Here is a 24,131-nt window from a genome sequence, read left to right as displayed (position 1 = left end):
TGTGGACGATTTGCAGACAGAGCCTGCAATTTGGAAAGGAGAAAAAAGATGTTGTTGGTATGGTACCCCAAATGCACCACATGTCAGAGGGCCAAGGCGTGGCTGGACGCCCACGGCGTGGCGGTGGAGACCCGGGACATTAAGCTGGAAAAGCCCACGGAGGAGGAGCTGCGGCGGTGGTATGCCATGAGCGGACTGCCCCTCAAGCGGTTCTTCAACACCAGCGGACTCCAGTACAAGGCTCTGGGGCTCAAAGATAAGCTGCCCGGCATGTCGGAGGAGAAACAGTTCGCCCTTCTGGCCACGGACGGTATGCTGGTCAAGCGGCCCATTTTGGTGGGAGAAAACTTTGCGGTCACCGGCTTTAAAGAGGCCGAGTGGATGGAGCGGCTGGAACAATAAAGGGAGGCACGGCAATGCTGGCGACCATGGGAAAACGGGCTCTGGGAGCCTTTGGGGCCACAGTGGGAGTTTTGGTGGTATGCGGACTGTTGCTGGGCTTTGTGGAGGGAAAAAGTACAGAGCTCCTCTATCGTCTGTTCGGATGGGGCGGGGTCCTCTTTACCGGCGTGGCCGGGACTCCGATTCATGAGCTGGGACACTACCTCATGTGTAAGCTGTTTGGGATCCAGGTGACCGAGGTGGCCCTCTTCCGCCCGGTGGCGGGCCGCGCCGACGGTATTCTGGGGTATGTCCGGTATGCCTATGACCCGGGAAGTCTCTGGCAGCGCTTGGGCAGCTTTTTTGTAGGCATTGCTCCCATGGTGCTGGGTGTGGCCGCCATTCTCCTGCTCCTGAGGCTGCTTACGCCGGAGGTGTTCCGCTCCTCCAGTGACCGGCTCACCGGAGCGCTGGGGGACCGCAGAGGTCCCCCGGCCCTTCTGGGGGCGGCCTGCTCCGGATTTTTCAGCGGACTGTTCCGCCTGCGGGGGCTTGGAATTCTCCGGGGCGTACTTTGCCTTTACCTGGTGTTCTCCATCAGCACGCACATGACGCTGAGCCCCGCCGACCTGCGGGGCGCCGCCGCAGGGCTGGCCGTGGTGGCGGCGCTCTGCGTGCTGTTCGGCGCGGTCACCACGCTGCTTGGGATCGAAGTGAACGCCGCCCTCAAAAAGACCGCTGTGGTGATCGCCTCCTTTTTGGGGGTGGGTCTGGCCTTTGCACTGCTTTCCCTGCTCCTTTCCGGCGCCGCATATCTATTGCTCGGGTAGAACGGTCGGCGAACCTTGACACGGCGCGGGGCGAAAGAGTGAGATGCATTTGCTTTTTTGGGAAAGTGAAGAAAAAGAGAAAATATTGGAGGAGACAGCATGAAAATCAGCAAGCGGATCGCCGTCCTTGGGGCGGCGGCGGTTTTGACAGCCGGCCTGGCCGCCTGCGGCGGGGTCACAAAGGACGACGCCACCGTGTACGTCAAGGGTCAGATCGATTCCACCTATTTGGGGCAGTACAACGAGGACTACCTCAAGCTGATGGACATGACCGAGGCGGAGGCTGCGGAGGACTATGAGTGGAACCTGGGTGCCGAAGCCGACTGGTTTATGGACTTCGCCAGCATCTACCCTTCCGATGAGACCAAGGAGAAGGTGGTCGAGCTCTACAAGGAGATCTACGCCAAGTGTAAATATACGGTCCAGCCCGCCAGCAAGCTGGACAACGGTAACTTTGCCGTAGAGGTGCTGGTGGAACCCATAGACCTCATGGTGCAGTTTCAAAATACCGCCGATCTGGACACGGTTTGGATAGAGGTAGCCGCCTCTGCGGGCATCACCAGTGACGAGCAGATCAACGCGATGTCCGATGCGGAGTATGAGGCCCTGGAGGCCCGGTATGCGGACAAGGTCATTGCGCTTGTCCGGGGGCTGCTGCCCGACGTGGGATATGAGACGGAGCAGTCCTGTATCATCCAGCTCAAGCTCAATGACGAGAACGTCTATGAAATGGTGGGCACGGACTGGCAGAATTTGGACGGCATGATGATCGACTACTATGGGAGCTACGCCCAGTAAAAATGTGCAGGGTCATGACAAAGGAGGGCGGCTCAGCCGCCCTCCTTTGTCATGATATGGAGCTCCAGCCAGTCGAGAACATCCTGGTAGACAGTATCGCGGTTGATCTCATTGAGCATCTCATGCCGCCCCCCGGGGTAGAGCTTTACCGTCACGTCCCGGCATCCCGACTCACGGAAAAAGCCCGCGACCTTCCGCACGCCTTTTCCACGGGAACCCACGGGATCGGCGTCGCCGGAAAAGAGATAGACCGGCGTATAGGGGTCCATGCGCCTGAGATTTCGGGGGTCCGAGATGAACTGGAGCCCCTCCATCATGTCGTGGAACATGCCCACAGTGGGGACGAAGCGGCACATGGGGTCTCGGACGTAGGCATCCACCACGGCCTGATCCCTGCTGATCCAGTCGGCGCTGGTGCGGGTGGGCCGAAACTGGCGGTTATACGCCCCCAGGGACAGGGCGGTGACCAGCCCGCTTACGTGGTTCCCGCCCTTTATGCGGAGCAGAAGGCCGGAGAGTCCGCGGCCGAAGGCCACCAGAAAGGGCGGCTCCTGCCCGGTGCCGGAGAGGATGCAGCCATCCACAGTGCCGGGATAGTCGATGAGATAGGTCCTGACCACAAAGGACCCCATGGAGTGCCCCATGAGGAAGTGGGGGAGACCGGAAAACCGCTCCCCCGTCAGCTCCCGAAGGGTGCGGGTGTCGTGAACCAGATAGGCCCAGCCGTTTTGCTCGCCCAGAAAGCCGTATTCCCGGCGCCCACGGGCGGTTTTCCCGTGGCCTAGATGATCATGGCCCACCACGGCGAAACCGTGATCCGCCAGATAGGCGGCAAAGCCGTCGTACCGGCCCATATGTTCTGAGATCCCGTGCACCAACTGGACCACGGCCCGGGGGCCGCTCTCCTCCGGCAGCCACCGAAGGGCGTGGATCTGATGCCGTCCGTCACTGGAAGGATAAGAAAATTCCTCTCGCAAGGCCATAGCAATCGAGCTCCTTTTGTGATAAACTAAAAAAACCACTTTACTCAGTGTAGTCTGCCCGCGCCGCCGCGTCAATAGGCAAAGCGGCGGGATTACGGGACGGACTGGAAAGGACCTGACGGTATGAATGTGATAGAACGTTTTTTGAGGTATGTCTCCTTTGATACACAGTCCGCAGAGGACTCTGACACGGTACCCACCACCGCCAAGCAGAAGCTTCTGGGGGCGGCGCTGGCGCAGGAGCTCACCGAGATCGGGCTCCACGGGGCAAAGATGGACGAGTACGGCTATGTTTACGGCTGGCTCCCGGCCACCGCGGGCTGTGAGGGTATCCCCTGTGTGGGGCTCATCGCCCACATGGATACCTCGCCCGATGCGCCGGGGGATGGCGTCAAACCGCAGATCATCCATTACGAGGGGGGAGATATCCCCCTCTCTGAGCGCGTGATCATGCGGGAAGCGGACTTTGAGAGTCTGAAAAAGTATGTGGGCAGGGACCTGATCGTCACAGACGGGACCACCCTCCTCGGAGCGGACGACAAAGCCGGCGTGGCCGAGATCCTGACCGCCATGGAATACCTGGTCAATCATCCGGAGCTGCCCCACGGGCGGATTGCCGTGGGCATCACGCCCGACGAGGAGGTGGGCAGCGGCGCGGACCATTTTGATGTGGAGGGCTTTGGGGCTGCAGCGGCCTATACCGTGGACGGCGGAGAGCTGGGGGAGTTGGAGTATGAGAACTTCAACGCCGCCTCGGCCCGGGTCACCATCCGGGGCTTCAACATCCACCCCGGCTCGGCCAAAAACAAGATGAAGAACGCCTGCCTCATTGCCATGGAGTTTGCCGGTATGCTACCCCCGGCGGAAACCCCCGCCCACACCGAGGGATACGAGGGCTTTTATCATCTCAATCGGATGGAGGGGGATGAGACGGAGACCCGGCTGAGCTTTCTCCTCCGGGATCACGACCGTGCCCGCTTCGAGGCGCGGAAAGAGCGGATGAATTTGATCGCGGCCTATCTCAACGAGAAGTATGGCCCCACCGCCGTGCAGGTGGAGTTCAAGGACTCCTACTATAACATGCGGGAACAGATTGAGCCCCATATGTATCTCGTCCACCGGGCCCGGGCGGCCTTCCAGAAGGCCGGTGTGGAGGCGGTGGAGGTTCCCATCCGGGGCGGGACCGACGGGGCGCGGCTCTCCTACATGGGCCTTCCTTGCCCCAACCTCTCCACGGGCGGCGCCAACTTCCACGGCGTTATGGAGTATATTCCCGTGTATGCCCTGGAGAAGATGGTGGAAGTCCTGGTCCACCTGGTGACAGAGGGCAAGTGAAAACGCGGGAACCTGTCCGCTCTTTCCGGAACCATCTCTTTCGACAGATTGAAAATGCCTGGGGCGGCACGCCGTCCCAGGCATTTTTGCTGTGTCGGATCAGCCGCTGCAGCCGCAGCCGGAATCCCCTGTAAAGAAGTCCGCGCCGAAGGGCAGGCTGTCCGTCGTCGCCAAATCGGAAGCGGCGTCGGTCAGGGCCGTGGAATTTGTGGACCAGTTGGGCGTGCAGACCCAGCGGCAGCGCCAGGTGGGATCGCTTCCGTTGGAATTTCCAGATCCATTCCCGGTGCAGCCGCACCCACAGTCCCAGCGGCTGCATCCACAGCCACACCTACGGCCCCAGCGGTTGCATCCGCAGCCGCACCAATTGGAATTGCTCCAGCACATAACCTGTTCCTCCATCTCAAATATTGCGGAGAGCCTCCGCAGAAATATCCTATGTTCCCGACCGACGAAATGCGACAGAGTATTCTGCCCTCGTGACCGGCCGGGCCTCCCGAGCGGATGGGATTGTTCGGAATCTCTTGAACGATCCAAGGGAGAAAAGGAAATGGAAAAAAGCCGAAAGGGTATGGCCTTTTGAAAAGTTTGTGGTATAATAAAAAACAAATAGGTAATACCATTTTCAAATGTGGGTGGACCGATCTGCGGCTCTGATTTGCGTGGGGACGCTGGAGACAGAGAGGCCGGAGAGCCGGGCCCCCCACGGGGGAGAAGCGTAAAAACGCAGGAAAGAGCGGAAGGAAAAGAATGAAAGAGGAAAGCGTGCAGCAAGGAAAGGCCTATGAGCGGGTCATCAGCTATATCAAAGGTGAAATTTTAAAGGGCGACCTGAAGCAGGGAGAAAAGCTGCCCCCGGAACGGGAGTTGGCCGAGCAGCTCGGCGTGGGGCGCAATTCCGTGCGGGAGGCGCTGCGGACCCTGAGCTTGATGGGGTTCATCTCCAGCACCCAGGGGGCGGGAAATTTCGTCTCCTGCGATATTGAAAAAAATCTGGCGGAGTCCACACAGATGATGATGCTGCTGGGGGCGACCGACTATCGCCAGGTGAGCGAACTGCGGCAGGGCTTGGAGAGCCAGACCGTGCTGCTGGCGGCCGAGCGGGTCAGCCCCGCGCAGCTCAGCGAGCTGGAGGATATCGTCTGGCAGCTCCGGGATGAAAACGATTTGGAAAAGAGCGCCGCACTGGATAAGCGTCTGCACTACCTCATCGGCGAGGCGGCGGGGAATCAGCTCATTATGGTTATTCTGCGGGCTATGAGCGAGACAGTGGACAGCTTTATCAGTCATATGCGGGAAAAAATGATGCTGGATGAGGGGTATCGCAAGCGGCTCCAGGATACTCACCAGGGGATCGTGCTGGCCCTCCAGGATCGAAACGGAGTGGAGGCAGCGCGCATGATGCGGGAGCACTTCCGTGTGGTGGATTCCGCTATGGTGGACCTTTTTTGACAAAAGCAAGAAAACGAGGCCCGGCTTCTTCGGAAGCCGGGCCTCGTTTTGCTCGCTTTGCCGCGCAAAGCGAGCGGAGACGGCCGGGGGGTGGACCCGTTTTGTCTCACAGCCCTAAAAGCGGAGGCGCCCGGGTACAAAGCGTCAGAACGCGCGTGAAAAACAGCATCTGTCCCGCCGTTTTTTATTCCGTGACGGCAGGACCGCCCTCCTGCCAGAAGCGGACGGTCTCCGCCCAGGCCGCGGCATTTTTTCCCGTTTGAGGTCTGGGAACGAGCCCCATCTCACCAGTGAGGAAATCCCCCAGCCAAGCGGAAAAGAGCGCCGCCCCGGCCCGGTTCAGATGGCCGGGGTCATAAAAGTGGAGAGAGGGCTCCAGCCCCGCTGCCTCCACCTCCTCGCTCCAGTCAAAAAAGCGGATATGTGCATCCAGATCGGCCACATCCGCCCGAATGGCCTCGCGGACCTGAGAGGGAAGCTGACTGTAGGTAGGGTGAAAAACCACTGCCAGCGGAATGCCCCGGTCCGCACAGAGAGAAGCGATGCGTCCCAAGTCCTCCAGATTGGCACGGTAGACCGCCTCCTCTTGAACGTCGCGGAGAAAGGGGCCGTCGCCGATGGCGTCGAAAACCCCGTCCACAGCGGTATAGCCCTTGCACTGGTCGGCCAGGGGAGGAGCGAGCGCCGACCGGAGCTCCCCGAAGGTGGCGGTCTTCCAGCGGCTGTGGTAAAAGTACAGGTCAAACAGCAAACCGGTGCGCAGTTCTGGCTCGGAGGCGGTGAAGACGGCCCCCAGCTTGTTGAGGCCGGCGGGGAGGTATCCCACATTGACCTGGGTGTAGTTCTGATATTTGGCGAAATGGAGCGCGGAGGCTTCCAGCACTACGGCGGACGGACGCTGGGTCTCCAGCGCCTGGCGGAGGTACCAGTAGGTCTGGGAGAGCGTCTGTTCCGGGCCGGCCAGCACATAGCCGGTCAGGCCGGTTTCATCGTAGATCACGGCGGGATTGACGTCGCAGTAGGCATAGGAGCTGCCCAGCCAGAGATAATCCAAGCTGTCCTCGGGCTCCCCCAGATAGGGACCCCACACGGCGCCGTAGCTGGTGCGGACGGGGCGCAGCGCTGTGGAGGTCAGCCCGATGAGAAGCACGGCCAGCAGCAGAAAGAGCACGGCGAAACAGAACTCCCGTACAACCGCTTTCCGATTCATTTCACCGCCCCCTAAAATTTGAAATAGATGAAGTCCTGGGGATCATAGCCGGTGCCGTAGATGCCGCAGATGAGGACCGCCAGCGTCAGAGAGAGCGCCAGAGCCCAGCGCAGGGGACGGGGCAGGCGAAGAAAACCGGTCCACAGGTCCACACGAAGAGAGGCGAGATCCACAGCTAGGAGGAGCAGAATAGCGAAAAATGCCACGACGAGCTCCGGCCGGTCCAGCCCCCAGGCAGTGACGGGATGGGTCAGCCAAGGGCCGGTAAACATGTTTTGGAAGATAAAAAGGGCGTGGGTGAAGGAGCCGCCTTTGAAAAAAACCCAGGCGACGGTGCTCAGAAGGAAGGTGATCCCGACTTGGAGCAGGACAGTGAGCCGGCCGTCCTCCGTCAGGCCCAACCTGCCGCGCACCCGGGTGCGCAGATCGGCGGTAAGACCGCCGATCACCTGATAAAGCCCGTTGAGGAGCCCCCAGGCCACAAAGGCCAGGGCGGAGCCGTGCCACAGGCCGCTGACGGCAAAGACGATGAGGAGATTTGCATACGTTCTCATCCGCCCTCTGCGGTTCCCGCCCAGAGGGATATAGAGGTAGTCCCGGAACCAGGAGGAGAGGGAGATGTGCCAGCGCCGCCAGAACTCCCCGATGGAGCGGGAGAAGTAGGGCGTGCGGAAGTTTTCCATCAGCCGGAAACCCAGCGCCTGGGCGCAGCCCAAGGCCATATCCGAGTAAGCGGAGAAGTCGCAGTAAATTTGAATGGAAAAGGCGGCGGCGGCCGCGATGACCTGGAGGCGGCCAAACTGATCCGGCGCGGCATATACGGTGGTGACCAACATGCCCAGGCGGTCGGCAATGACCAGCTTTTTAAAAGCACCCCATAAAAAGCGCAGCAGTCCGCTGCGGAAGCCGTCATAAGAGAAACGGTGGGTTTCCCGGAATTGGGGAAGGAGGGTGTCTGCCCGGCCGATGGGGCCGGAGAGCAGGTAGGGGAAGAAGGAGAGAAAGAGGGCAAATAAAAGGAAGCTGCGCTCCGCGGGCCGGTTCCCCCGATAGACGTCGATGAGATATCCGGCCGCCATGAAGAGGTAAAAGGAAATACCGGCGGGGAGGATGAGCTCCAGGGCAGGAGAGGTAAAGGACAGCCCTGCGGCGGAGAGGAACCGCTCCAGCATGGAGAGAGCAAAGCCCAGGTATTTGAATAGAAACAGCGTTCCAAACAGCAGCAGAAGGAGGAGCGTCAGGACCCGACGTCTGGCCCGTCCCGACTGCCCTTCCAGAAAGCGGGCGCCGGTGTAGGTAAGGGTCAGGACGCAGAGAAGAAAGAGAAAGGAACCTGCGCCGGCACAGAGGTAAAAATACCAGCTGCTCACCAAAAGCCAGAGATTTCGGGCCCGCTGAGGCAGCAGGAAATAGAACAGCGTGACCAGGGGAAAGAACAGGAAAAATCCCGGAGAGAGAAAGCTCAAGGGCGGACACCTCCAATAGGGCGTGGAACTGCATGCGGATATTCTATCGTAAATCCGGCGAAATAGCAAGGCGGCCATACGGGGGCAAACGCGGTGCAGCATTGACGAGAGAGAGGGCCGGAGACTGTCGCGGGCTGGGAAAAGAGCTGCTTTTCCGAGTTTGAGCGGCAAAAAACGTGAAAAGGCCGCCGCTGGGCCGCACCGCCGCGGTCGATGCGGCATACCTTGTGGTAGAAACGGTATTGGAGGGTAGGCCAATGACAACGGAACCACAGGTCCGATTTTATTTGGGGGCGAATTCCCCGGCAGGTTTCTATTCGCTGTACGATCAGCTCATCGACCCCGCTCAGGCGGCGGACATTTTGATCCTGAAAGGAGGCCCCGGCTGCGGCAAGTCCACCCTGATGAAGCGGGTGGCCAGGCAGGCGGAAGAGCGGGGACTGGATGTGGAGTACATACCCTGTTCCGGAGACCCTGAGTCTCTGGACGCCATCGTTCTCCCACAGAAAAAAGCCGCCATCGTGGACGGCACTGCGCCCCATGTGGTGGAGCCCAAATATCCCGGCGTGGTGGAGCGGTACGTCAATCTGGGCGACTGCTATGACCGGACGGGGCTGGGGGATGTGCGAAAAGAGATCATGGAGGCGATGAAGGGCTACAAGGCCTGCTATCAGCGCGCCTACCGCTGCCTGGACGCGGCGGCGGAGATCTCCTCCGACATGCGGGCCATTGCGGCTTCGCCGGCGGTGGAAGCAAAAATTGCCAAGCGGTCCAAGGGTATTTTATCCCGGGAAGTGCGCAGAAATGGGACGGACAGCGGGAAAGTGAAGCAGCGATTCCTGTCCGCGGTCACGCACAAGGGGCTCCTCTGTGAATTCGGCACGGTGGACCGGCTGTGCAAACGGGTCTACGAGCTTGCGGACACCTACAGGCTGGGACACCTGATGCTCTCCCATCTGCTCGCCGGAGCGGTGGCGGCAGGACATGATGTCGTCGCCTGTCCTTCGCCCATGGAGCCGGACCGATTGGAGCACCTCATTGTGCCGGACCTGTCCCTGGCTTTTGTCACCAGCAGCCCCGCGCTTCCCTACGAGAAACGACCTTACCGCCGGATCAGGATGGACGCAATGGCGGATCTGGAGGCGGTGCACCGCAGCAAGGCCAGACTGAAATTTTCCCGCAAGGTATCCGCCGCCTTGGTGGACGAGGCGGTGGAGTCCCTGGCCCAGGCCAAGGCTATGCACGACGAGTTGGAGGCCCTGTACAATCCCTATGTGGACTTTGATCAGGTCCACATGATGGCAGACGGCATCGCGCGGGAGCTCCTCACGGAGTGAATGCAAGAGGCCGCGCACCTGTTGGGTGCGCGGCCTCTTGCACGCTGGGGGCACTGAGCGAAGAAAGCGCTGGGAGGCGAAGAGGACGTTTCAGCCTCTTCACCGGCGGTTGGAGAGCTCCCTGCGGACCGCTTTGGCGATCAGCTCCTGCCCCTCGGGAGAACTGAGGGTATCCAGCACGGCCGCACGGAGCAGATCCCGAAACTGTTTCCCCGAGAGGAGAGAGTCCAGCACGGTACCGTGGGTTTCGCCGGCGCTCTCCCTGGGACACCTCGCAGCGGGAGGCGGGGTGGGAACAGAGACAGGGGGCTCCTCCGCATAGGCCGCGTCCATCCAATTGTCCTGGCGGGTGCGGTCACTGCTCTCGCCGCGCAGGTAAAAGGCGGAGACGCCAAAATAGAAAGCAATTTTTTCCTGCTGTTCGCGGGTGGGGGTTTGTCGTCCTGTTTCAAACTTTTCCACCGCATTTTTGGGAAATCCCAGTTCTGCGGACAGGGCGGGACGGCTCAGTCCGCGCTCAGTGCGCAGCTCTTCCAGACGCTGTGCCAATGTAACCATGGTAATCGACCTCCTTGCAGCCAAACGGATCAACCGCAGCGCAGTTGATTCAGCAGGCACCATTATAGCAGAACGGAGGGAAAAGACAAGGTGCGGGACGGACTCGCAGATGTTCCGGACGCTAATTTCCTTCCAGAAGATCGGCCAGCAGCCCGAGCCCGCGGGAAAATCGCTCCGGGCTCTCATAGGCGTAGGAGAGCCGCAGCGCGCTGGTACGGCCGAAGTCATAGAGTGTACCGGGGTGGAGCAGCAGCCCGCACTCCAGCGCGCGCTGGAAAAGACGCTCCGTGGCGGCCTCCGGCCTGGGGCGCAGCCAGATATAGAATCCGCCCGAGGGCAGGAAATAGTCTGCGAGGGAGGAGAAGCGGCGCGTCAGGAGAGCTGCTGCAGCGTCGCGGCGGGCGCGCAGCGCGGCGCGGAGCGCCGCCAGGTGGGCGTCATAGGCCCCGCTTTCCAAGAGTTCCAGAAAGGCCCACTGGGAGAGGGAACTGGTGCCACAGTCGGTTTGGCTCTTCACGTCCGCCAGACGCTGGACGACCGATTCCGGACCCACCAGCCACCCCAGGCGTAGCCCCGGGGAAAGGGTTTTGGACACCGTGCCCAGATAGAGGATGCCGCCGGTCCGGTCCAGCGCTTTGATTGGAGCAGGGGGCGGGGCGTCCAGCCACAGTTCGCCGTAGGCGTCGTCCTCGATGACGGGAAGGCGGCGCTCCAGACACAGTTGAAAGAGTTCCTCCCGGCGGGACTGTGGCATCGTGGTCCCGGTGGGATTTTGAAAGGTGGGGATGGTGTAGAGAAGGCCGCTGCGGGCGGCGCAGGGGGTGAGCGCGGCACGCAGCGCGCCGGGGCGCAACCCCTCGCGGTCCATGGCGAGCCCTTGCAGGCGGGCACCGGCGGACGGAAAAATCTGAAGAGATTTGAGATAGGTGGGGGACTCGGCAAAGACTGTGGAGCCGGACTTGAGCATGGAGGCGGAAATGAGTTGAAGAGCCTGGATTGCCCCAGAGGTAATGAGCACGCAGGAGGGAGGGAGCCGGATACCGCGCCGCTCCAGCCGGTGCGCCACGGCCTCTCGCAGTTCCGGCAGCCCCGCGGGAGGCAGATAGCCAAGGGCGGGAGCACGGGCCGCCGCTCTGCTCAGCGCCTCTCCGATGGCCTCCCGCGGAAAGAGCTGAGGGGAGGGCTCACCGCTGCCCAACCGATAATATCCGGGCTGGAACTCCAGGCGGAATATGGTTTGAATGGTTGGGGTGTTTGCAGGGAAGGGGCCGGCATGCAGATAACGTCCCCAGTCCATTCCACCTCCGGCCATACGCAGGGACCAGGTGTTGCTCCCTACCCGTGTCCCACCGCCGTAGTCCGCCTCTAGCACGCCGAAGGAGGCGAGTTCTTCCATGGCCTGGACCACTGTGCTGCGGTTCAGGCCGAGCCGCTGGGCCAGGACGCGCTGTGCGGGGAGCCGGTCACCCACAGCCCAGTCGCCGCAAGCGATCTTTCCACTGATATAATCTGCCAGCTGGCGGTAGAGGGGGAGGGGAGAGCCGCGGTCCGGAACCCAGTTAAAAATCACGTCGGACATAGGAAACGCCTCCTTTGCGCCTGCGCGGGATATCGGCGGTGGGGTGGAGAAAGGGGGCCTTCAGGAGATATGACGGCCGAACCCACCGCCCGTCCGGACGATGATATACTTGGTTGGGGGAAAAGTCAAGCCCAACAGGGAGACCGGCGGTCGAAAAGCGTATGCGGCAGGGCGGAGGGACAGGACGGCATCTTTTCTGATATGAGCATGCTCATGCTGCGAAAAAAGTACATCGGAGGCCGGACATGAAGAGGGAGCCGGCCTCCGATGTATTTGAAAAGGCTCTGCAGGCAGGCATTGACATTTCCGACGAAGGCCCCCTATAATGGAGATACTGGAAACCAATTGAAGCGACAAGGAGGGACTGCCATGACGCCGCTGCTCGCCCCCCTGGTGGGGGATGCGCCTACCATTACGATCATCGGCCTGTGCAAGAATGCCGGCAAGACCACGGCCATGTGCCGGCTCATCAAGGAGCTGTCCGGGGAGGTGCTGGCCATGACCTCGGTGGGCCGGGACGGGGAGCGCACCGATGTGGTGACCGGCACGGAGAAGCCGGAAATCTGGGTGCCCAAGGGCACGTTGTTCGCCACCGCGCGGGGAATGCTCCCCTTGTGTGACACGACCCTCCAAGTGGAGGGAGTCACCGATGTGATGACGCCGCTGGGGGCGGTGGGGATTTTCCGGGCGCTCAGCGATGGATTTATCCAGTTGGCCGGTCCTTCCGCCGTCAACCAACTGGCGCCGCTGTCCCATACCTTCCGCGCCATGGGGGCCAGGCGGGTCCTCATCGATGGGGCTGCGGGGCGAAAATCCCTGGCGGGTGCGGAGCCCGGCGCCTGTGCTATTTTGTGCGTGGGGGCATCCATGGACGGTGGTGTCTCCGCCATCGCCGCCGAGACCGCCCATACCTGCCGGCTTTTTGCCACACCGGAGGCGGAGCACACGGGGCTGTGGTCGGCCTTGAGCCGGGAGACCGCCCGCTACGCCCTGTATACCTTGGAGGGGGAGCGCCTCCCGCTGGCGCTGGAGGAAAACGGACAGCCCAGGTGGCACGAGCTGCCGCGGGAGAAGTGTGTGCTCTGGATCGGTGGCGGTGTCACCGGGCCCACCCTGCGCACTCTGGCGCGGCGCGGGGCACCCATTGTGCTGGCGGCACCGGATGCCACCCATTTCCTCTGCGACCGCACCTCCACCGAGACCTTTCATCGCTGCGGCGGGGAGCTGCTGGTGCGTCAAAAGCTGACCATCGCAGCCGTCACCGCCAACCCCTGGTCGGCCTACGGCAAGCATCTGGACGGCGCGGAGCTTCTGCGCGCGCTGCGCAGCGTGGTCACGGTACCCGTGGTGAACGTGAAGGGAGAAAACTGACCTTTCCGGACCGAAATAGAATGCTTTTGAGGTGAATATACATGAAACTGAATTCGCAGCTCAAGGAGGACACCGGCTATAGCTGGGTCATGACCCGGGTGGAGCCCGCCTCGCCTTTCGGCCACGCCTTGGTGCGCAATCCCAAATGGTACGGTCCCGGAGAACAGGACAAGCTGGAGGCGGAGTTTTCCCGCGTGGATACCCTCCTGAATCTGATGGGGGAGGGTTCCGTCCTGCTGGAGAGCATCATCCACATCCTGTCCGAGTTCCATGATATCCGCAATTCCCTCAAGCGGCCCACCAGCGCGCCCATGGACGAGGTGGAGCTGTTTGAGGTCAAGCATTTCCTGATCTATCTGGAGCGCCTGGCGGAGGAGTGCGGCAAGCTGCCCCGGCTGGAGGGGCTGGAGATCCGGCCCATGGACGCCGCACTGAATCTGCTGGACCCCAGCGGACGCAGGCTGCCCGCCTTCTCCGTGGAAAATGCCTTTGAGCCCGCTCTGGAGCGGGTCCGGGAGGAGAAGGCCCTGGTGGAGAACGCCCTCCGGCAGACGGAAAAAAAGGGCCGGGATGATCTGATGGCCCGCCGCCGGGAGCTGGTGCTCAAGGAGGACCGCTTGGAGTTGGAGGCGAGAAAGCGGCTGACCATGGCGCTGCTCCGGGACAGGGACACCTTCCTCTCTACCATGGAAGCCATCGGGCGGCTGGATCTGGTGCTGGCCAAGGCGAAGCTGGCCAGGCGGTTCCGCTGCTGCCGCCCGGCCGTCACTGCGGAGGCAAGGGTGGTGGCGGTGGATATGATCCATCCCGAGGTGGCCGACCACCTGAAGGAGCGGGGCGGCGAATTCACATCGGTCTCCCTCTCATTGGAGCAGGGGGCCACTGTCATCACCGGCGCCAATATGGGTGGCAAAAGTGTCTCCATGAAGAGCCTTACCCTCAACCTCCTGCTGGCGCAGACCGGCTTTTTCACCTTTGCAAAGGCATTTTCGGCGCCGCTGTTCGACAGCGTCTCCCTCATCTGCACGGACCGCCAGTCCGTGGAGCAGGGCCTGAGCTCCTTCGGAGCCGAGGTGGCGGCGCTGGGCGACGTGCTGCGGCAGGAAAAGGGCAAATTTTTCTACGTGGCGCTGGACGAGTTTGCCCGGGGCACCAATCCGCGGGAGGGCGCGGCCCTGGCCAGAGCGTTGGTGGAATATCTGGGCCGGCTCAACTGCGTGGCGCTTCTGACGACCCACTATGATGGAGTCTCCGACGCGGCCAGGCGGCACTACCGGGTGGCCGGACTGGGGGCGCTGGATACCGCCGCCATCCGGAAGGACGAGGCGCCGCTGGACCGCCTCTCCAGACTGATGGATTACCACCTCATCGAGTCCGAGCCGGGGGAGCCATGTCCCCGCGACGCGCTTAGAGTCTGTAGGCTTCTGGACCTGGAACCGGACCTTATGGAAATTTTCTCAAAAAATAGTTGACAAACCTAAACGGCGTGCTATAATAGATTTTGTTAAAAGTACATAACAACAATTTAATAATATGGTGAATAGAGGCGCGGTGCGCCAGGTAGCATCGTAATGCAAAGGGTTGGCAGGCCCGATGAACGATGGGAATGGGACCACCGCCGAAGGGGTAGGGACGCTGTTGGGTACTACTCCTGCGTCGTACGCTCAGTGCGTACGGAGTGTCATGACTACATGGTGCGCTATTTACATGCGGGTGATTTCCCGGATGTAAATAGTGCGCCTTTTTATTCTGCGTCATGAAGCGCTGTTCGTTTTCCGCCTTTGGGCGGAAAGCGGGCGGCGCTTGTTGTTTTTTGGGTCCAATAAGATTTACATAAAAATTTTTAAATTTGGGAGGGCTTACCAATGGAAGAAATGAAATCTCTACTCCGGCTCCGCATGAGCGCAAAGGACGCCCATTACGGCGGAAATCTGGTGGATGGGGCTCACATGGTCCATCTCTTCGGCGATGTGGCCACCGAGCTGCTCATCAAATGCGACGGCGATGAGGGCCTTTTCTGCGCCTACGACAACGTGGAATTCCTGGCGCCCGTCTATGCTGGCGACTATATCGAGGCTGAGGGCACCATCACCAAGATCGGCAATACCTCCCGGAAGATGACCTTCGAGGCCCGCAAGGTCATCATCTCCCGTCCCGACATCAACGACTCCGCCGCCGATGTGCTGGCCGAGCCTGTCGTGGTCTGCCGCGCCTCCGGCACCTGTGTGGTGCCCAAGGACAAGCAGCGCATTGCCCGATAAGAAAGGAGCGATCTCGTGGAGAAACTGATCATCACCGCCGCCATCTGCGGCGCCGAGGTCACCAAGGAAAACAATCCCGCCGTCCCTTACACCGTCGATGAGATGGTGCGGGAGGCCAAGAGTGCGTTTGACGCGGGCGCGGCGGTCATTCACGTGCACGTCCGTGAGGACGACGGCACGCCCACCCAGGACCGGGAGCGGTTCCGGGTGGTCATGGATGCCATCAAGGCAGCTTGCCCCGGCGTGATCCTTATCCCGTCCACCGGCGGCGCAGTCGGCATGACGGCGGAGGAGCGGCTCCAGCCCACCGAGCTCTTCCCCGAGATGGCTACGCTGGACTGCGGCACCTGCAACTTCGGGGACGACGTGTTCATGAACGATATGCCCACCATGCGGGCCTTCGGCAAGCGCATGCTGGAAAACCACATCAAGCCCGAGTACGAGTGCTTTGAGATGGGTCACTTGGACACGATCCTGAAGATGGCGAAAAAGGGACTGGTCCCCGGCGACCCCATGCAGTTCAACTTTGTCCTGGGCGTCAGCGGCTGTACCCCCGCTACCGCCGGCAATCTCCAGTGGCTGGTGAACGCCATTCCTGCCGGGTCCACCTGGACCGCCACCGGTATCGGTCGCTTTGCCTACGAGCTGGCGGCAGCGGCCATTCCCATGGGCGGCAACGTCCGCGTGGGTTTTGAAGACACGGTATATCTCTCCAAGGGTGTCCTCGCCAAATCCAATGGCGAGCTGGTAGCGCGGGTGGTTGAGCTGGCCAACCTGCTGGGGCGCCCCGTCGCCAATCCCGCCGAGGCCCGTAAGATTCTCAGCCTGGGCTGAGTTTCTGATACAATTCCCATTTCCCATTTTTCCCAATCCCGGACCGGGCGGGCGCGATATGGGGACCCGCGTTTTCACCCCGTCCACCAAATTCCCAAATTCCAAACCCAAACCAATCCCACAATTCCAATTCCCAAAACCCAAACCAAAAATTCCAATCCCACAATTCCCAAACCAGATTGGTCCCCAAACAGATAAATGGAGGTCAAAACATGCAGAAAAAAGGCAATAAGTATGGTGTCCACCGCGTGATTGAGCCCAAGGGCCTTATGACCCAGGCCGCCAAGAAGATCGACAATACCATGGAGTGCTACTCCAACGAGATCCTCTGTGACGTCTCCGCCCTGAACATCGACTCCGCCTCCTTTACCCAGATTTATGAGGCCTGCGGCAAGGACCTGGGCAAGACCGAGCAGATGATCCTGGATATCGTCAACGAGCGCGGCAAGATGCAGAACCCCGTCACCGGCTCCGGCGGCATGTTCATCGGTACGGTCAAGGAGATCGGCGAGGATCTGCAGGGTAAGATCGACCTGAAGGTGGGCGATAAGATTGCCTCTCTGGTCTCCCTGTCCCTGACCCCCCTGAAGATCGGGAAAATCAAAGCGATTCACCCTGAGATCGACCGCGTTGAGGTCGAGGCCCAGGCCATCCTGTTTGAAAGCGGCTTGTATGCCAAGCTGCCCGACGATATGAGCGAAGAGCTGGCGCTGGCCGCTCTGGACGTGGCCGGTGCGCCCGCTCAGACCGCCAAACTGGTCCAGGCCGGCGACAGCGTGCTGATCCTCGGCGGCGCAGGCAAGGGCGGCATGATGTGCTGCTACGAGGCCATGAAGCGCGTCGGCCCCACCGGCAAGGTGGTGGCGCTGGTCATCTGCCAGGCCGATGCCGACCTCCTGAAGAGCATGCACCTCTGCCATGAGGCCATTGTCGCCTCCGCCACCGACCCCATGGATGTGCTGGAGAAATCCCTGGCCGCCAACAACGGCAAGGAGTACGACGTCTCCATCCTCATTGTCAACGTGCCCGCCTGCGAGATGAGCGCCATCCTGCCCGTGCGCGACAACGGCATCGTCTACTTCTTCTCCATGGCGACCGACTTTGCCAAGGCCGCCCTGGGCGCCGAGGGCGTAGGCAAGGACGTCACCATGATCGTGGGCAACGGCTATACCAAGGGCCATGCCGAGATCACGCTGGCCGAGCTGCGTGAGAACCCCGAACTGAAGGCCTACTTCGAGAAGAAGTATCTGTAAGACGGGATCCAATCTCTTGATTTTGGAATTGCAGGCCATAGCGGCCTGAGTCATGAAAGGGGTTTACTTACCATGAAGTTTACCAACGAGTCTCGCCGTAAACAGCTGTTCCCCAACGTGTCCGACGCCGACTGGAACGATTGGCACTGGCAGGTCGCCAACCGGGCCGAGACCCTGGAGGACCTGAAAAAGTACATCGAGCTGACCCCCGAGGAGGAGGAGGGCGTCAAGGCTTGCCTGGGCACCCTGCGTATGGCCATCACCCCCTATTACCTCTCTCTGATCGACCCCAACGATCCCCATGACCCCGTGCGTAAGCAGGCCATCCCCACCGCCAAGGAGTTGCATCAGTCCTGCGCCGACCTGCTGGACCCTCTGCACGAGGATTCCGACTCCCCTGTGCCCGGGCTCACCCACCGCTATCCTGACCGCGTGCTGCTGCTGACCACCGACCAGTGCTCCATGTACTGCCGTCACTGCACCCGCCGCCGCTTTGCTGGTCAGCACGACACCAGTGTGCCTGTGGAGCAGATCGACAAGTGTATCGAGTATATCCGCAATACGCCCACCGTCCGCGACGTTCTCCTCTCCGGCGGCGACGTGCTGATGCTCTCCGACGATATGCTGGAGTACATCATCTCCCGTCTGCGTGAGATCGACCATGTGGAGATCGTCCGTCTGGGGTCCCGTACTCCTGTGGTGTGCCCCCAGCGCATCACGCCCGAGCTGTGTGCCATGCTCAAGAAGTATCATCCCATTTGGCTGAACACCCACTTCAACCATCCCCAGGAGATCACCGCCGAGGCGCAGAAGGCCTGCGCCATGCTGGCCGATGCCGGCGTGCCTCTGGGCAACCAGTCCGTGCTGCTGGCCGGGGTGAACGACTGTGTCTTTACCATGAAGAAACTGGTCAACCAGTTGGTCGAGATGCGCGTGCGTCCCTACTACATCTATCAGTGCGACCTGTCCATGGGTCTGGAGCACTTCCGTACTCCCGTCTCTAAGGGCATCGAGATTATTGAGGCCCTCCGCGGCCACACCTCCGGTTACTGTGTGCCCACCTTCGTGGTGGACGCCCCGGGCGGCGGCGGCAAGACTCCCGTCATGCCGCAGTATGTCATCTCCCAGACTCCGCATAAGGTCATCCTCCGCAACTACGAGGGCGTCATCACCACTTACACTGAGCCCGAGCACTATGAGGAGACCTGCCAGTGCGAGTACTGCAAGGCTGAGCGCGAGGGCAAGCGCAAGGTGGAGCTGATGGGCGTCGCCGGCCTCGAGCGCGGCCAGGCCCTCTCCATGGAGCCCGCCAACCTGGAGCGCCACAAGAGAGAAGAACACTAAGCATCGGGAAAAGGGCGGATCGCCGCGCTGCGGCGCGGCGATCCGTTTTCCCCGCCTTCCGCGTAAAAAATATATGGAATGGAAGTGATATGTGTTGGAATCCAAGCTCAATTTGAACTTTGACCTTGTGGAGCAGGCCCGTAACCATGCTTCCAAGGTGGCCGATGACACGCAGCGCTTTATTGACCGCCATACCACCGTGGCCGTGGAGCGTACCGTGTGCCGGCTGCTGGGCATCGACGGCGTCAACTCCTTTGAGGTGCCGCTGCCCAACGTGGTGGTGGAGCATCTCACCGGCAAGGGCGCGCTGGGACAGGGTGTGACGTTCTGGATCGGAAATGCGATGGTGGAGACCGGCAAGTCCACCCAGGAGATTGCCGAGGCCGTGGCCGACGGGTCCCTGGACCTCACCACGCTGCCCACCCACTCCGACGCTGAGATCGACAAAGCCATCGAGCCCGTGGTGCAGGAGAGCCTGAAGAAGATCGCCGCCCGCCGCAACCGCCGTGAGGAGCTGCTGGCCAAGTACGGGGATAAAGAGGGCCCCTGGATCTACCTGATCGTGGCCACCGGCAATATCTATGAGGATATCGTGCAGGCCACCGCCGCCGCCCGTCAGGGCGCCGATGTCATCGCCGTCATCCGGACCACCGGCCAGTCCCTGCTGGACTACGTGCCCTACGGCGCCACCACCGAGGGCTTCGGCGGCACTTACGCCACCCAGGAAAACTTCCGCCTGATGCGGGATGCCTTGGACAAGGTAGGCGAGGAGCTGGGTCACTACATCCGCCTGTGCAACTACTGCTCCGGCCTCTGTATGCCCGAGATCGCCGCCATGGGTGCCTTCGAGGGTTTGGATGTGATGCTGAACGACGCCCTGTACGGCATTCTGTTCCGCGACATCAATATGCAGCGGACCTTGGTGGACCAGTCCTTCTCCCGTGCGATCAACGCCTATGCCGGCGTGGTCATCAACACCGGCGAGGACAACTACCTCACGACGGCCGACGCCGTGGAGGAGGCGCATACCGTGCTGGCCTCCCAGTTCCTCAACGAGGCATTTGCCCTCCGTGCCGGCCTACCCGAGGAGCAGATGGGCCTGGGCCACGCCTTTGAGATCGATCCCGATGTGGAGAACGGCTTCCTCTATGAGCTGGCGCAGGCCGAGATGGCCCGGGAGATCTTCCCCAAGGCTCCCCTGAAGTACATGCCCCCCACGAAGTTTATGACGGGCAACATCTTCCGCGGCCATGTGCAGGATGCCCTCTTCAATATCGTCACCATCCTCACCGACCAGAAGATCCATCTGCTGGGCATGATGACCGAGGCCATCCATACGCCCTTCCTCTCCGACCGTTTCCTGGCCATTCAGAACGCCCAGTATATCTTCCGCACCATGAAGGACCTGGGAAGCGAGATCGTCTTCAAAGAGGGCGGTATTATGCAGACCCGTGCCAACGAGGTCCTCACCAAGGCCACCAATCTGCTGGGGGACATCGAGCAGCTCGGCATTTTTGAGACGCTGGAGAAGGGCATTTTTGCCGACATCAAGCGGCCCCGCGACGGCGGCAAGGGCCTGGATGGCGTGTTCCAGAAGGCGCCCGGGTACCGCAATCCCTTCATGGAGCCCATGATGAAAGGAGGCGCTTCCAAATGAGTTCCGGACTGTATCAAATCAGAGACAAAGACCTGGACACCACCCTGGATCTCACCAAGCTGCGCCCCTATGGCGACACCATGAACGACGGCAAGGTGCAGATGTCCTTCACCCTGCCTGTTAAGGACGACGCTAAGGGACAGGCCGCTGCCGTGCAGATGGCCCAGAAGATGGGGATCGCCGACCCCAACGTGGCCCTGCACCAGAAGCTGGATGAGACCTTTACCTTCTATGTGGTCTACGGCGCAGTGACCCACAGCGTCAACTACAACGAGATCGAGGTCCTCACCGTGGCCGATGAAGCCATGGAGATGGAGGAGACCAACGAATATATCCGGGAGCACATCGGCCGTAAGATCGTGGTGGTGGGCGCCTCCACCGGCACCGATGCCCATACCGTGGGCATCGACGCCATCATGAACCGGAAGGGCTTTGCCGGCCATTACGGCCTGGAGCGGTACGAGATGATCGAGGCTTATAACCTCGGCTCTCAGGTCCCCAACGAGGAGTTCCTCCAGAAGTGTCAGGAGCTTCACGCTGATGTGGCCCTGATCTCTCAGACCGTCACCCAGAAGGATGTCCACATCAAGAACATGACGGAGTTCATCGAGCTGGCCGAGGCCGAGGGCGTCCGTGACAAGATGATCCTGTGCTGTGGCGGCGCACGCATTACCCACGCGCTGGCCAAGGAGCTGGGCTTTGACGCCGGCTTCGGCGCGGGCACCTACGCCGGTGACGTCATCACCTTCGCTGTGAAGGAAATGGCCCGCCGGATGGGCAAGGAGTAAGTGCCGTTACCCTCCCTTATTATAATGTAAGGAAAAAGACGCATGCCCTCCGCGACGATCATCAGGCAGAAAAAGACGCGCCGCCAGCATATGCTGGCGGCGCGTCTTTTTCGTATTTGGGAAGGCTCAATCCTCGATGAGTCCGATGGCTCGAATGGGAGAGCCATCAGCTCCTACATGCTTGAGAGGCAGGGCGCAGAGAGTGAAGAGGCTGTGTCCCACAAGGTGCAGATTCGTGAGATTTTCGATGATGACAAAGGCATTGTTCGCCAGCACCTTCTTATGAAGGGGAAGGGCCGCCGCCGCAATAGGGTCCAGGCCGATGGTGTCGAGGCCGACCCCCTTTTTGCGGCTCTGGACGAGGTATTCCGCGACGTCGCCGCCGATGCAGGGATAGGCCCCAAAATAGCGCGGGTCTCCCCAGTATCGGTCCCAGCCGGTGCGGAAGAGGAGAAATTCAGCCATATCGGCATCGGCCCTGCGGCGTTCAACGCGATCCATGGCGATCCGGCCGCCCTCCCGCAGATCGGTGCAGTCGATGACCAGAGCAGTGCCGACAAACTGCGTGATGGGGAGACGGTCCAGCGTTGCGCCGCCAGGGAACAGGTGGGCCGGCGGGTCCACGTGGGTGCCGGTGTGGGTGTACATGGTCATGCGTGTCTCCTGAAAACCATCTCTTTCATAGGTGTTCGCCGACTCGAATCTGGGGCCCTCCGTACCGGGGTAGACCGGCATACCCTGTGAAAGAAAATGGGTGAGGTCGACGACCTGCATAGGCTCACCTCCTGGTTTGAAATTGGACAATTGCGGCATCCTAAGGATAAGCGCGCCGCGATGCAGTAAAATTGTAGCATATGGGCCGGAAATTAACAAGAAAACCAAGGCCGATACCAAAAATTTTAGCAAGTTGATGCTTTACAGGCGTGCGCATTTGCGGTATGCTGGTAGTGCCAATTCATAAGGTAAGGGGAAGAAAGAAGATGCGAGGTGTAGAGACCAGAATCCAGGAGATCCGGCACAGGATCTTTCGTGAGGTCGCCCGAATGGCCTATCATACTGAGTGGCCGGTGGATAAGAGGATCGAGGCCCTCCCTTACAAGATCATTCCGGGCGAGGTGGGCAACTTTCGAAACGATGTGTTCCTGGAGCGGGCCATCGTGGGGGAGCGGCTTCGGTTGGCGATGGGCCTTCCCTGCCGGAGCGCGGCGGAACATGCCCCTCTGTCGGACAACATCGAGGCGGCGGATCAGCCTGAGACCTACTATACGCCCCCGCTCATCAATGTGATCAAATTTGCCTGCAACGGCTGTACGGAAAAGCGCCTGTTGGTGACGGAGGGCTGCCAAGGCTGCCTAGCGCACCCCTGTGAAGAGGTCTGCCCCAAGGACGCCATCAAGCTGGACCGCTACAACGGCCGCTCCCATATCGATCAGGAGAAATGCATCAAGTGCGGTCGCTGCGCGGAGGTGTGCGCCTATAACGCCATTATTACCCAGCAGCGCCCCTGCGCCGTGGCCTGCGGCGTGGATGCGATCCATTCCGATGCCAACGGCAAGGCGGAGATCGACTATGACAAATGCGTCTCCTGCGGCATGTGTCTGGTGAACTGCCCCTTTGGCGCCATTGCGGATAAGTCCCAGATCTTCCAGGTCATCCGGGCCATGCAGTCCGGTGAACGGGTCTACGCAGCGGTGGCCCCCGCCTTTGTGGGCCAGTTCGGTCCCAAAGTGACGCCGGGCAAGCTCCGGGCCGCCATGAAGCAGTTGGGCTTTGCCGACGTCTTTGAGGTGGCCATCGGCGCCGACCTGTGCGCCACCCAGGAGGCTGAGGATTTCATCAAAGAGGTCCCTGACGAGTTGCCCTTTATGGGGACCTCTTGCTGTCCGGCCTGGTCCGCCATGGCAAAAAAACTCTTTCCTGACCATGCTAATTGCATCTCCATGGCCCTGACACCCATGACCCTCACCGCGCGCCTGATCAAGCATGAGCATCCAAAGGCCAAGGTGGTATTCATCGGGCCCTGCGCGGCCAAAAAGCTGGAGGCCATGCGCAAGAGTGTGCGCAGCGAGGTGGACTTTGTGCTCACCTTTGAGGAGATGGCGGGGATTTTTGACGCCAAGCATCTGGATCTTACCACCATTGAGGAGGACCCCAACGGCGTTAACGACGCCTCCGCCGACGGACGGAACTTTGCGGTCTCAGGCGGCGTGGCTCAGGCGGTGGTGGATGTCATCAAGGCGCGGCATCCTGACCGGGAAATCCAGGTGACCAGCGCCGAAGGCCTGCGGGAGTGCCGCAAAATGCTCAGTGCCGCCATTGCGGGGAAATATCCCGGCTACCTGCTGGAGGGCATGGCATGTCCCGGCGGCTGTGTGGCGGGCGCCGGAACCATGCAGCCGATCAAGAAGTCCCAGACGGCGGTCAATCTCTACGCGAAACAGGCCAATCACAAGACCTCCAATGAGACGGAGCACATCAAGGAGTTGGACAAACTGGTGGACTGAGCCGCGGCGCGGACAATGTTACAGCCGACAAATGAGTCAAAAAAGAAGGGTCATCGTGGAACGGAGGTTCCACGATGACCCTTTTTTCATACTAAAAAAGGCAAAAAACGAGAATATCCTCATAAACACTATATCTATCAGCGAAACAAATAAAAGATCCTTATTTAACGACTTATACAAAGAAATACGG

General features: G+C 60.7%; 22 protein-coding genes and 1 riboswitch. Of the genes, 15 read left to right on the top strand and 7 right to left on the bottom strand.

Going from position 1 to position 24,131, the window contains the following annotated elements:
- Positions 1 to 48: 48 nt before the first annotated feature.
- The 3 genes from SRB521_RS11080 to SRB521_RS11070 all read left to right on the top strand — a co-directional run bounded on the left by SRB521_RS11080 (position 49) and on the right by SRB521_RS11070 (position 2,009).
- A complete protein-coding gene (locus tag SRB521_RS11080) occupies positions 49 to 402 on the top strand; it encodes an arsenate reductase family protein (protein ID WP_075703506.1) in 354 nt (117 codons plus the stop codon).
- A 14-nt stretch (positions 403 to 416) separates the two neighbouring features.
- Positions 417 to 1,211, top strand: a complete 795-nt coding sequence (locus SRB521_RS11075) for a hypothetical protein (RefSeq protein WP_075703507.1) — start codon at positions 417 to 419, stop codon at positions 1,209 to 1,211.
- 99 nt (positions 1,212 to 1,310) lie between these two features.
- Entirely contained in the window at positions 1,311 to 2,009 is a 699-nt protein-coding gene (locus SRB521_RS11070; RefSeq protein ID WP_116721848.1) for a hypothetical protein, read from the top strand.
- A gap of 32 nt (positions 2,010 to 2,041) precedes the next feature.
- Here SRB521_RS11070 and SRB521_RS11065 read toward each other — a convergent pair whose 3' ends face one another.
- Positions 2,042 to 2,992: an alpha/beta hydrolase gene (locus tag SRB521_RS11065; protein ID WP_075703510.1), complete on the bottom strand. Its 951-nt coding sequence runs from the start codon at positions 2,990 to 2,992 to the stop codon at positions 2,042 to 2,044.
- A 123-nt stretch (positions 2,993 to 3,115) separates the two neighbouring features.
- Between SRB521_RS11065 and pepT the strand changes: the two genes are divergently transcribed.
- Positions 3,116 to 4,327, top strand: a complete 1,212-nt coding sequence (gene pepT / locus SRB521_RS11060) for a peptidase T (RefSeq protein ID WP_075703511.1) — start codon at positions 3,116 to 3,118, stop codon at positions 4,325 to 4,327.
- Positions 4,328 to 4,426: 99 nt separating this feature from the next.
- Here pepT and SRB521_RS11055 read toward each other — a convergent pair whose 3' ends face one another.
- Positions 4,427 to 4,714: a hypothetical protein gene (locus SRB521_RS11055; protein ID WP_116721847.1), complete on the bottom strand. Its 288-nt coding sequence runs from the start codon at positions 4,712 to 4,714 to the stop codon at positions 4,427 to 4,429.
- A gap of 363 nt (positions 4,715 to 5,077) precedes the next feature.
- On the opposite strand from SRB521_RS11055, the gene SRB521_RS11050 reads away from it, so the two are divergent.
- Positions 5,078 to 5,779: a FadR/GntR family transcriptional regulator gene (locus SRB521_RS11050; protein WP_058117278.1), complete on the top strand. Its 702-nt coding sequence runs from the start codon at positions 5,078 to 5,080 to the stop codon at positions 5,777 to 5,779.
- Between the two features lie 184 nt (positions 5,780 to 5,963).
- Here the strand turns inward: SRB521_RS11050 and SRB521_RS11045 are convergent, their stop codons facing one another.
- Together SRB521_RS11045 and SRB521_RS11040 are read right to left on the bottom strand one after the other, a co-directional pair.
- Positions 5,964 to 6,989 (bottom strand): hypothetical protein, encoded by a 1,026-nt coding sequence (locus tag SRB521_RS11045; protein WP_075703513.1) that lies wholly within the window; start codon positions 6,987 to 6,989, stop codon positions 5,964 to 5,966.
- An 11-nt stretch (positions 6,990 to 7,000) separates the two neighbouring features.
- Entirely contained in the window at positions 7,001 to 8,455 is a 1,455-nt protein-coding gene (locus SRB521_RS11040) for an MBOAT family O-acyltransferase (RefSeq protein ID WP_165366628.1), read from the bottom strand.
- A gap of 257 nt (positions 8,456 to 8,712) precedes the next feature.
- Between SRB521_RS11040 and SRB521_RS11035 the strand changes: the two genes are divergently transcribed.
- Entirely contained in the window at positions 8,713 to 9,792 is a 1,080-nt protein-coding gene (locus tag SRB521_RS11035) for a P-loop domain-containing protein (RefSeq protein ID WP_242943904.1), read from the top strand.
- Between the two features lie 99 nt (positions 9,793 to 9,891).
- On the opposite strand, the gene SRB521_RS11030 is transcribed toward SRB521_RS11035, so the two are convergent.
- Both SRB521_RS11030 and SRB521_RS11025 read right to left on the bottom strand, forming a co-directional pair.
- The gene (locus SRB521_RS11030; protein ID WP_033116264.1) at positions 9,892 to 10,350 is read right to left on the bottom strand and encodes a helix-turn-helix domain-containing protein; all 459 of its coding nucleotides are present in this window, start codon (positions 10,348 to 10,350) and stop codon (positions 9,892 to 9,894) included.
- 121 nt (positions 10,351 to 10,471) lie between these two features.
- Positions 10,472 to 11,929 carry an aminotransferase-like domain-containing protein gene (locus SRB521_RS11025; protein ID WP_116721845.1) on the bottom strand — a complete coding sequence of 486 codons (1,458 nt, stop codon included), beginning with the start codon at positions 11,927 to 11,929 and terminating at the stop codon, positions 10,472 to 10,474.
- A 369-nt stretch (positions 11,930 to 12,298) separates the two neighbouring features.
- On the opposite strand from SRB521_RS11025, the gene kamB reads away from it, so the two are divergent.
- The 8 genes from kamB to kamE all read left to right on the top strand — a co-directional run bounded on the left by kamB (position 12,299) and on the right by kamE (position 21,437).
- Entirely contained in the window at positions 12,299 to 13,300 is a 1,002-nt protein-coding gene (gene kamB / locus SRB521_RS11020) for a lysine 5,6-aminomutase reactivase subunit KamB (protein WP_075703517.1), read from the top strand.
- A 41-nt stretch (positions 13,301 to 13,341) separates the two neighbouring features.
- Positions 13,342 to 14,772, top strand: coding sequence for a lysine 5,6-aminomutase reactivase ATPase KamC (kamC, locus tag SRB521_RS11015; protein WP_116721844.1), 1,431 nt, complete (start codon positions 13,342 to 13,344; stop codon positions 14,770 to 14,772).
- Positions 14,773 to 14,833: 61 nt separating this feature from the next.
- Positions 14,834 to 15,010: riboswitch (Lysine riboswitch) on the top strand.
- A gap of 164 nt (positions 15,011 to 15,174) precedes the next feature.
- Entirely contained in the window at positions 15,175 to 15,561 is a 387-nt protein-coding gene (kal, locus tag SRB521_RS11010; protein WP_033116293.1) for a 3-aminobutyryl-CoA ammonia lyase, read from the top strand.
- A 15-nt stretch (positions 15,562 to 15,576) separates the two neighbouring features.
- Positions 15,577 to 16,395 carry a 3-keto-5-aminohexanoate cleavage enzyme gene (kce, locus tag SRB521_RS11005; protein ID WP_033116260.1) on the top strand — a complete coding sequence of 273 codons (819 nt, stop codon included), beginning with the start codon at positions 15,577 to 15,579 and terminating at the stop codon, positions 16,393 to 16,395.
- 212 nt (positions 16,396 to 16,607) lie between these two features.
- Positions 16,608 to 17,648: an L-erythro-3,5-diaminohexanoate dehydrogenase gene (gene kdd, locus SRB521_RS11000; RefSeq protein ID WP_033116259.1), complete on the top strand. Its 1,041-nt coding sequence runs from the start codon at positions 16,608 to 16,610 to the stop codon at positions 17,646 to 17,648.
- A 72-nt stretch (positions 17,649 to 17,720) separates the two neighbouring features.
- Positions 17,721 to 18,992: a lysine 2,3-aminomutase gene (kamA, locus tag SRB521_RS10995; RefSeq protein ID WP_033116258.1), complete on the top strand. Its 1,272-nt coding sequence runs from the start codon at positions 17,721 to 17,723 to the stop codon at positions 18,990 to 18,992.
- 94 nt (positions 18,993 to 19,086) lie between these two features.
- The gene (kamD, locus tag SRB521_RS10990) at positions 19,087 to 20,649 is read left to right on the top strand and encodes a lysine 5,6-aminomutase subunit alpha (RefSeq protein WP_058117284.1); all 1,563 of its coding nucleotides are present in this window, start codon (positions 19,087 to 19,089) and stop codon (positions 20,647 to 20,649) included.
- Complete coding sequence (gene kamE / locus SRB521_RS10985; protein ID WP_033116256.1) at positions 20,646 to 21,437, top strand: lysine 5,6-aminomutase subunit beta; 792 nt, start codon at positions 20,646 to 20,648, stop codon at positions 21,435 to 21,437. Before kamD ends, kamE begins: the two co-directional genes overlap by 4 nt.
- Before the next feature lie 126 nt (positions 21,438 to 21,563).
- Here kamE and SRB521_RS10980 read toward each other — a convergent pair whose 3' ends face one another.
- Positions 21,564 to 22,211, bottom strand: coding sequence for a cyclase family protein (locus SRB521_RS10980; RefSeq protein ID WP_075703520.1), 648 nt, complete (start codon positions 22,209 to 22,211; stop codon positions 21,564 to 21,566).
- A 206-nt stretch (positions 22,212 to 22,417) separates the two neighbouring features.
- Between SRB521_RS10980 and SRB521_RS10975 the strand changes: the two genes are divergently transcribed.
- Complete coding sequence (locus tag SRB521_RS10975; RefSeq protein ID WP_033116254.1) at positions 22,418 to 23,941, top strand: 4Fe-4S dicluster domain-containing protein; 1,524 nt, start codon at positions 22,418 to 22,420, stop codon at positions 23,939 to 23,941.
- The last annotated feature ends 190 nt before the right edge of the window (positions 23,942 to 24,131 follow it).

This window comes from Intestinimonas butyriciproducens (genome assembly GCF_004154955.1).
Lineage (GTDB): Bacteria > Bacillota > Clostridia > Oscillospirales > Oscillospiraceae > Intestinimonas > Intestinimonas butyriciproducens.
This window is presented reverse-complemented; position numbering and strand designations above follow the sequence as displayed.

Coding starts and splice junctions, on each gene's coding strand:
- SRB521_RS11080 (WP_075703506.1), top strand. CDS start 49: ATGTTGTTGGTATGGTACCCCAAATGCACCACATGTCAGAGGGCCAAG.
- SRB521_RS11075 (WP_075703507.1), top strand. CDS start 417: ATGCTGGCGACCATGGGAAAACGGGCTCTGGGAGCCTTTGGGGCCACA.
- SRB521_RS11070 (WP_116721848.1), top strand. CDS start 1,311: ATGAAAATCAGCAAGCGGATCGCCGTCCTTGGGGCGGCGGCGGTTTTG.
- SRB521_RS11065 (WP_075703510.1), bottom strand. CDS start 2,992: ATGGCCTTGCGAGAGGAATTTTCTTATCCTTCCAGTGACGGACGGCAT.
- pepT (WP_075703511.1), top strand. CDS start 3,116: ATGAATGTGATAGAACGTTTTTTGAGGTATGTCTCCTTTGATACACAG.
- SRB521_RS11055 (WP_116721847.1), bottom strand. CDS start 4,714: ATGTGCTGGAGCAATTCCAATTGGTGCGGCTGCGGATGCAACCGCTGG.
- SRB521_RS11050 (WP_058117278.1), top strand. CDS start 5,078: ATGAAAGAGGAAAGCGTGCAGCAAGGAAAGGCCTATGAGCGGGTCATC.
- SRB521_RS11045 (WP_075703513.1), bottom strand. CDS start 6,989: ATGAATCGGAAAGCGGTTGTACGGGAGTTCTGTTTCGCCGTGCTCTTT.
- SRB521_RS11035 (WP_242943904.1), top strand. CDS start 8,713: ATGACAACGGAACCACAGGTCCGATTTTATTTGGGGGCGAATTCCCCG.
- SRB521_RS11030 (WP_033116264.1), bottom strand. CDS start 10,350: ATGGTTACATTGGCACAGCGTCTGGAAGAGCTGCGCACTGAGCGCGGA.
- SRB521_RS11025 (WP_116721845.1), bottom strand. CDS start 11,929: ATGTCCGACGTGATTTTTAACTGGGTTCCGGACCGCGGCTCTCCCCTC.
- kamB (WP_075703517.1), top strand. CDS start 12,299: ATGACGCCGCTGCTCGCCCCCCTGGTGGGGGATGCGCCTACCATTACG.
- kamC (WP_116721844.1), top strand. CDS start 13,342: ATGAAACTGAATTCGCAGCTCAAGGAGGACACCGGCTATAGCTGGGTC.
- kal (WP_033116293.1), top strand. CDS start 15,175: ATGAAATCTCTACTCCGGCTCCGCATGAGCGCAAAGGACGCCCATTAC.
- kdd (WP_033116259.1), top strand. CDS start 16,608: ATGCAGAAAAAAGGCAATAAGTATGGTGTCCACCGCGTGATTGAGCCC.
- kamA (WP_033116258.1), top strand. CDS start 17,721: ATGAAGTTTACCAACGAGTCTCGCCGTAAACAGCTGTTCCCCAACGTG.
- kamE (WP_033116256.1), top strand. CDS start 20,646: ATGAGTTCCGGACTGTATCAAATCAGAGACAAAGACCTGGACACCACC.
- SRB521_RS10980 (WP_075703520.1), bottom strand. CDS start 22,211: ATGCAGGTCGTCGACCTCACCCATTTTCTTTCACAGGGTATGCCGGTC.
- SRB521_RS10975 (WP_033116254.1), top strand. CDS start 22,418: ATGCGAGGTGTAGAGACCAGAATCCAGGAGATCCGGCACAGGATCTTT.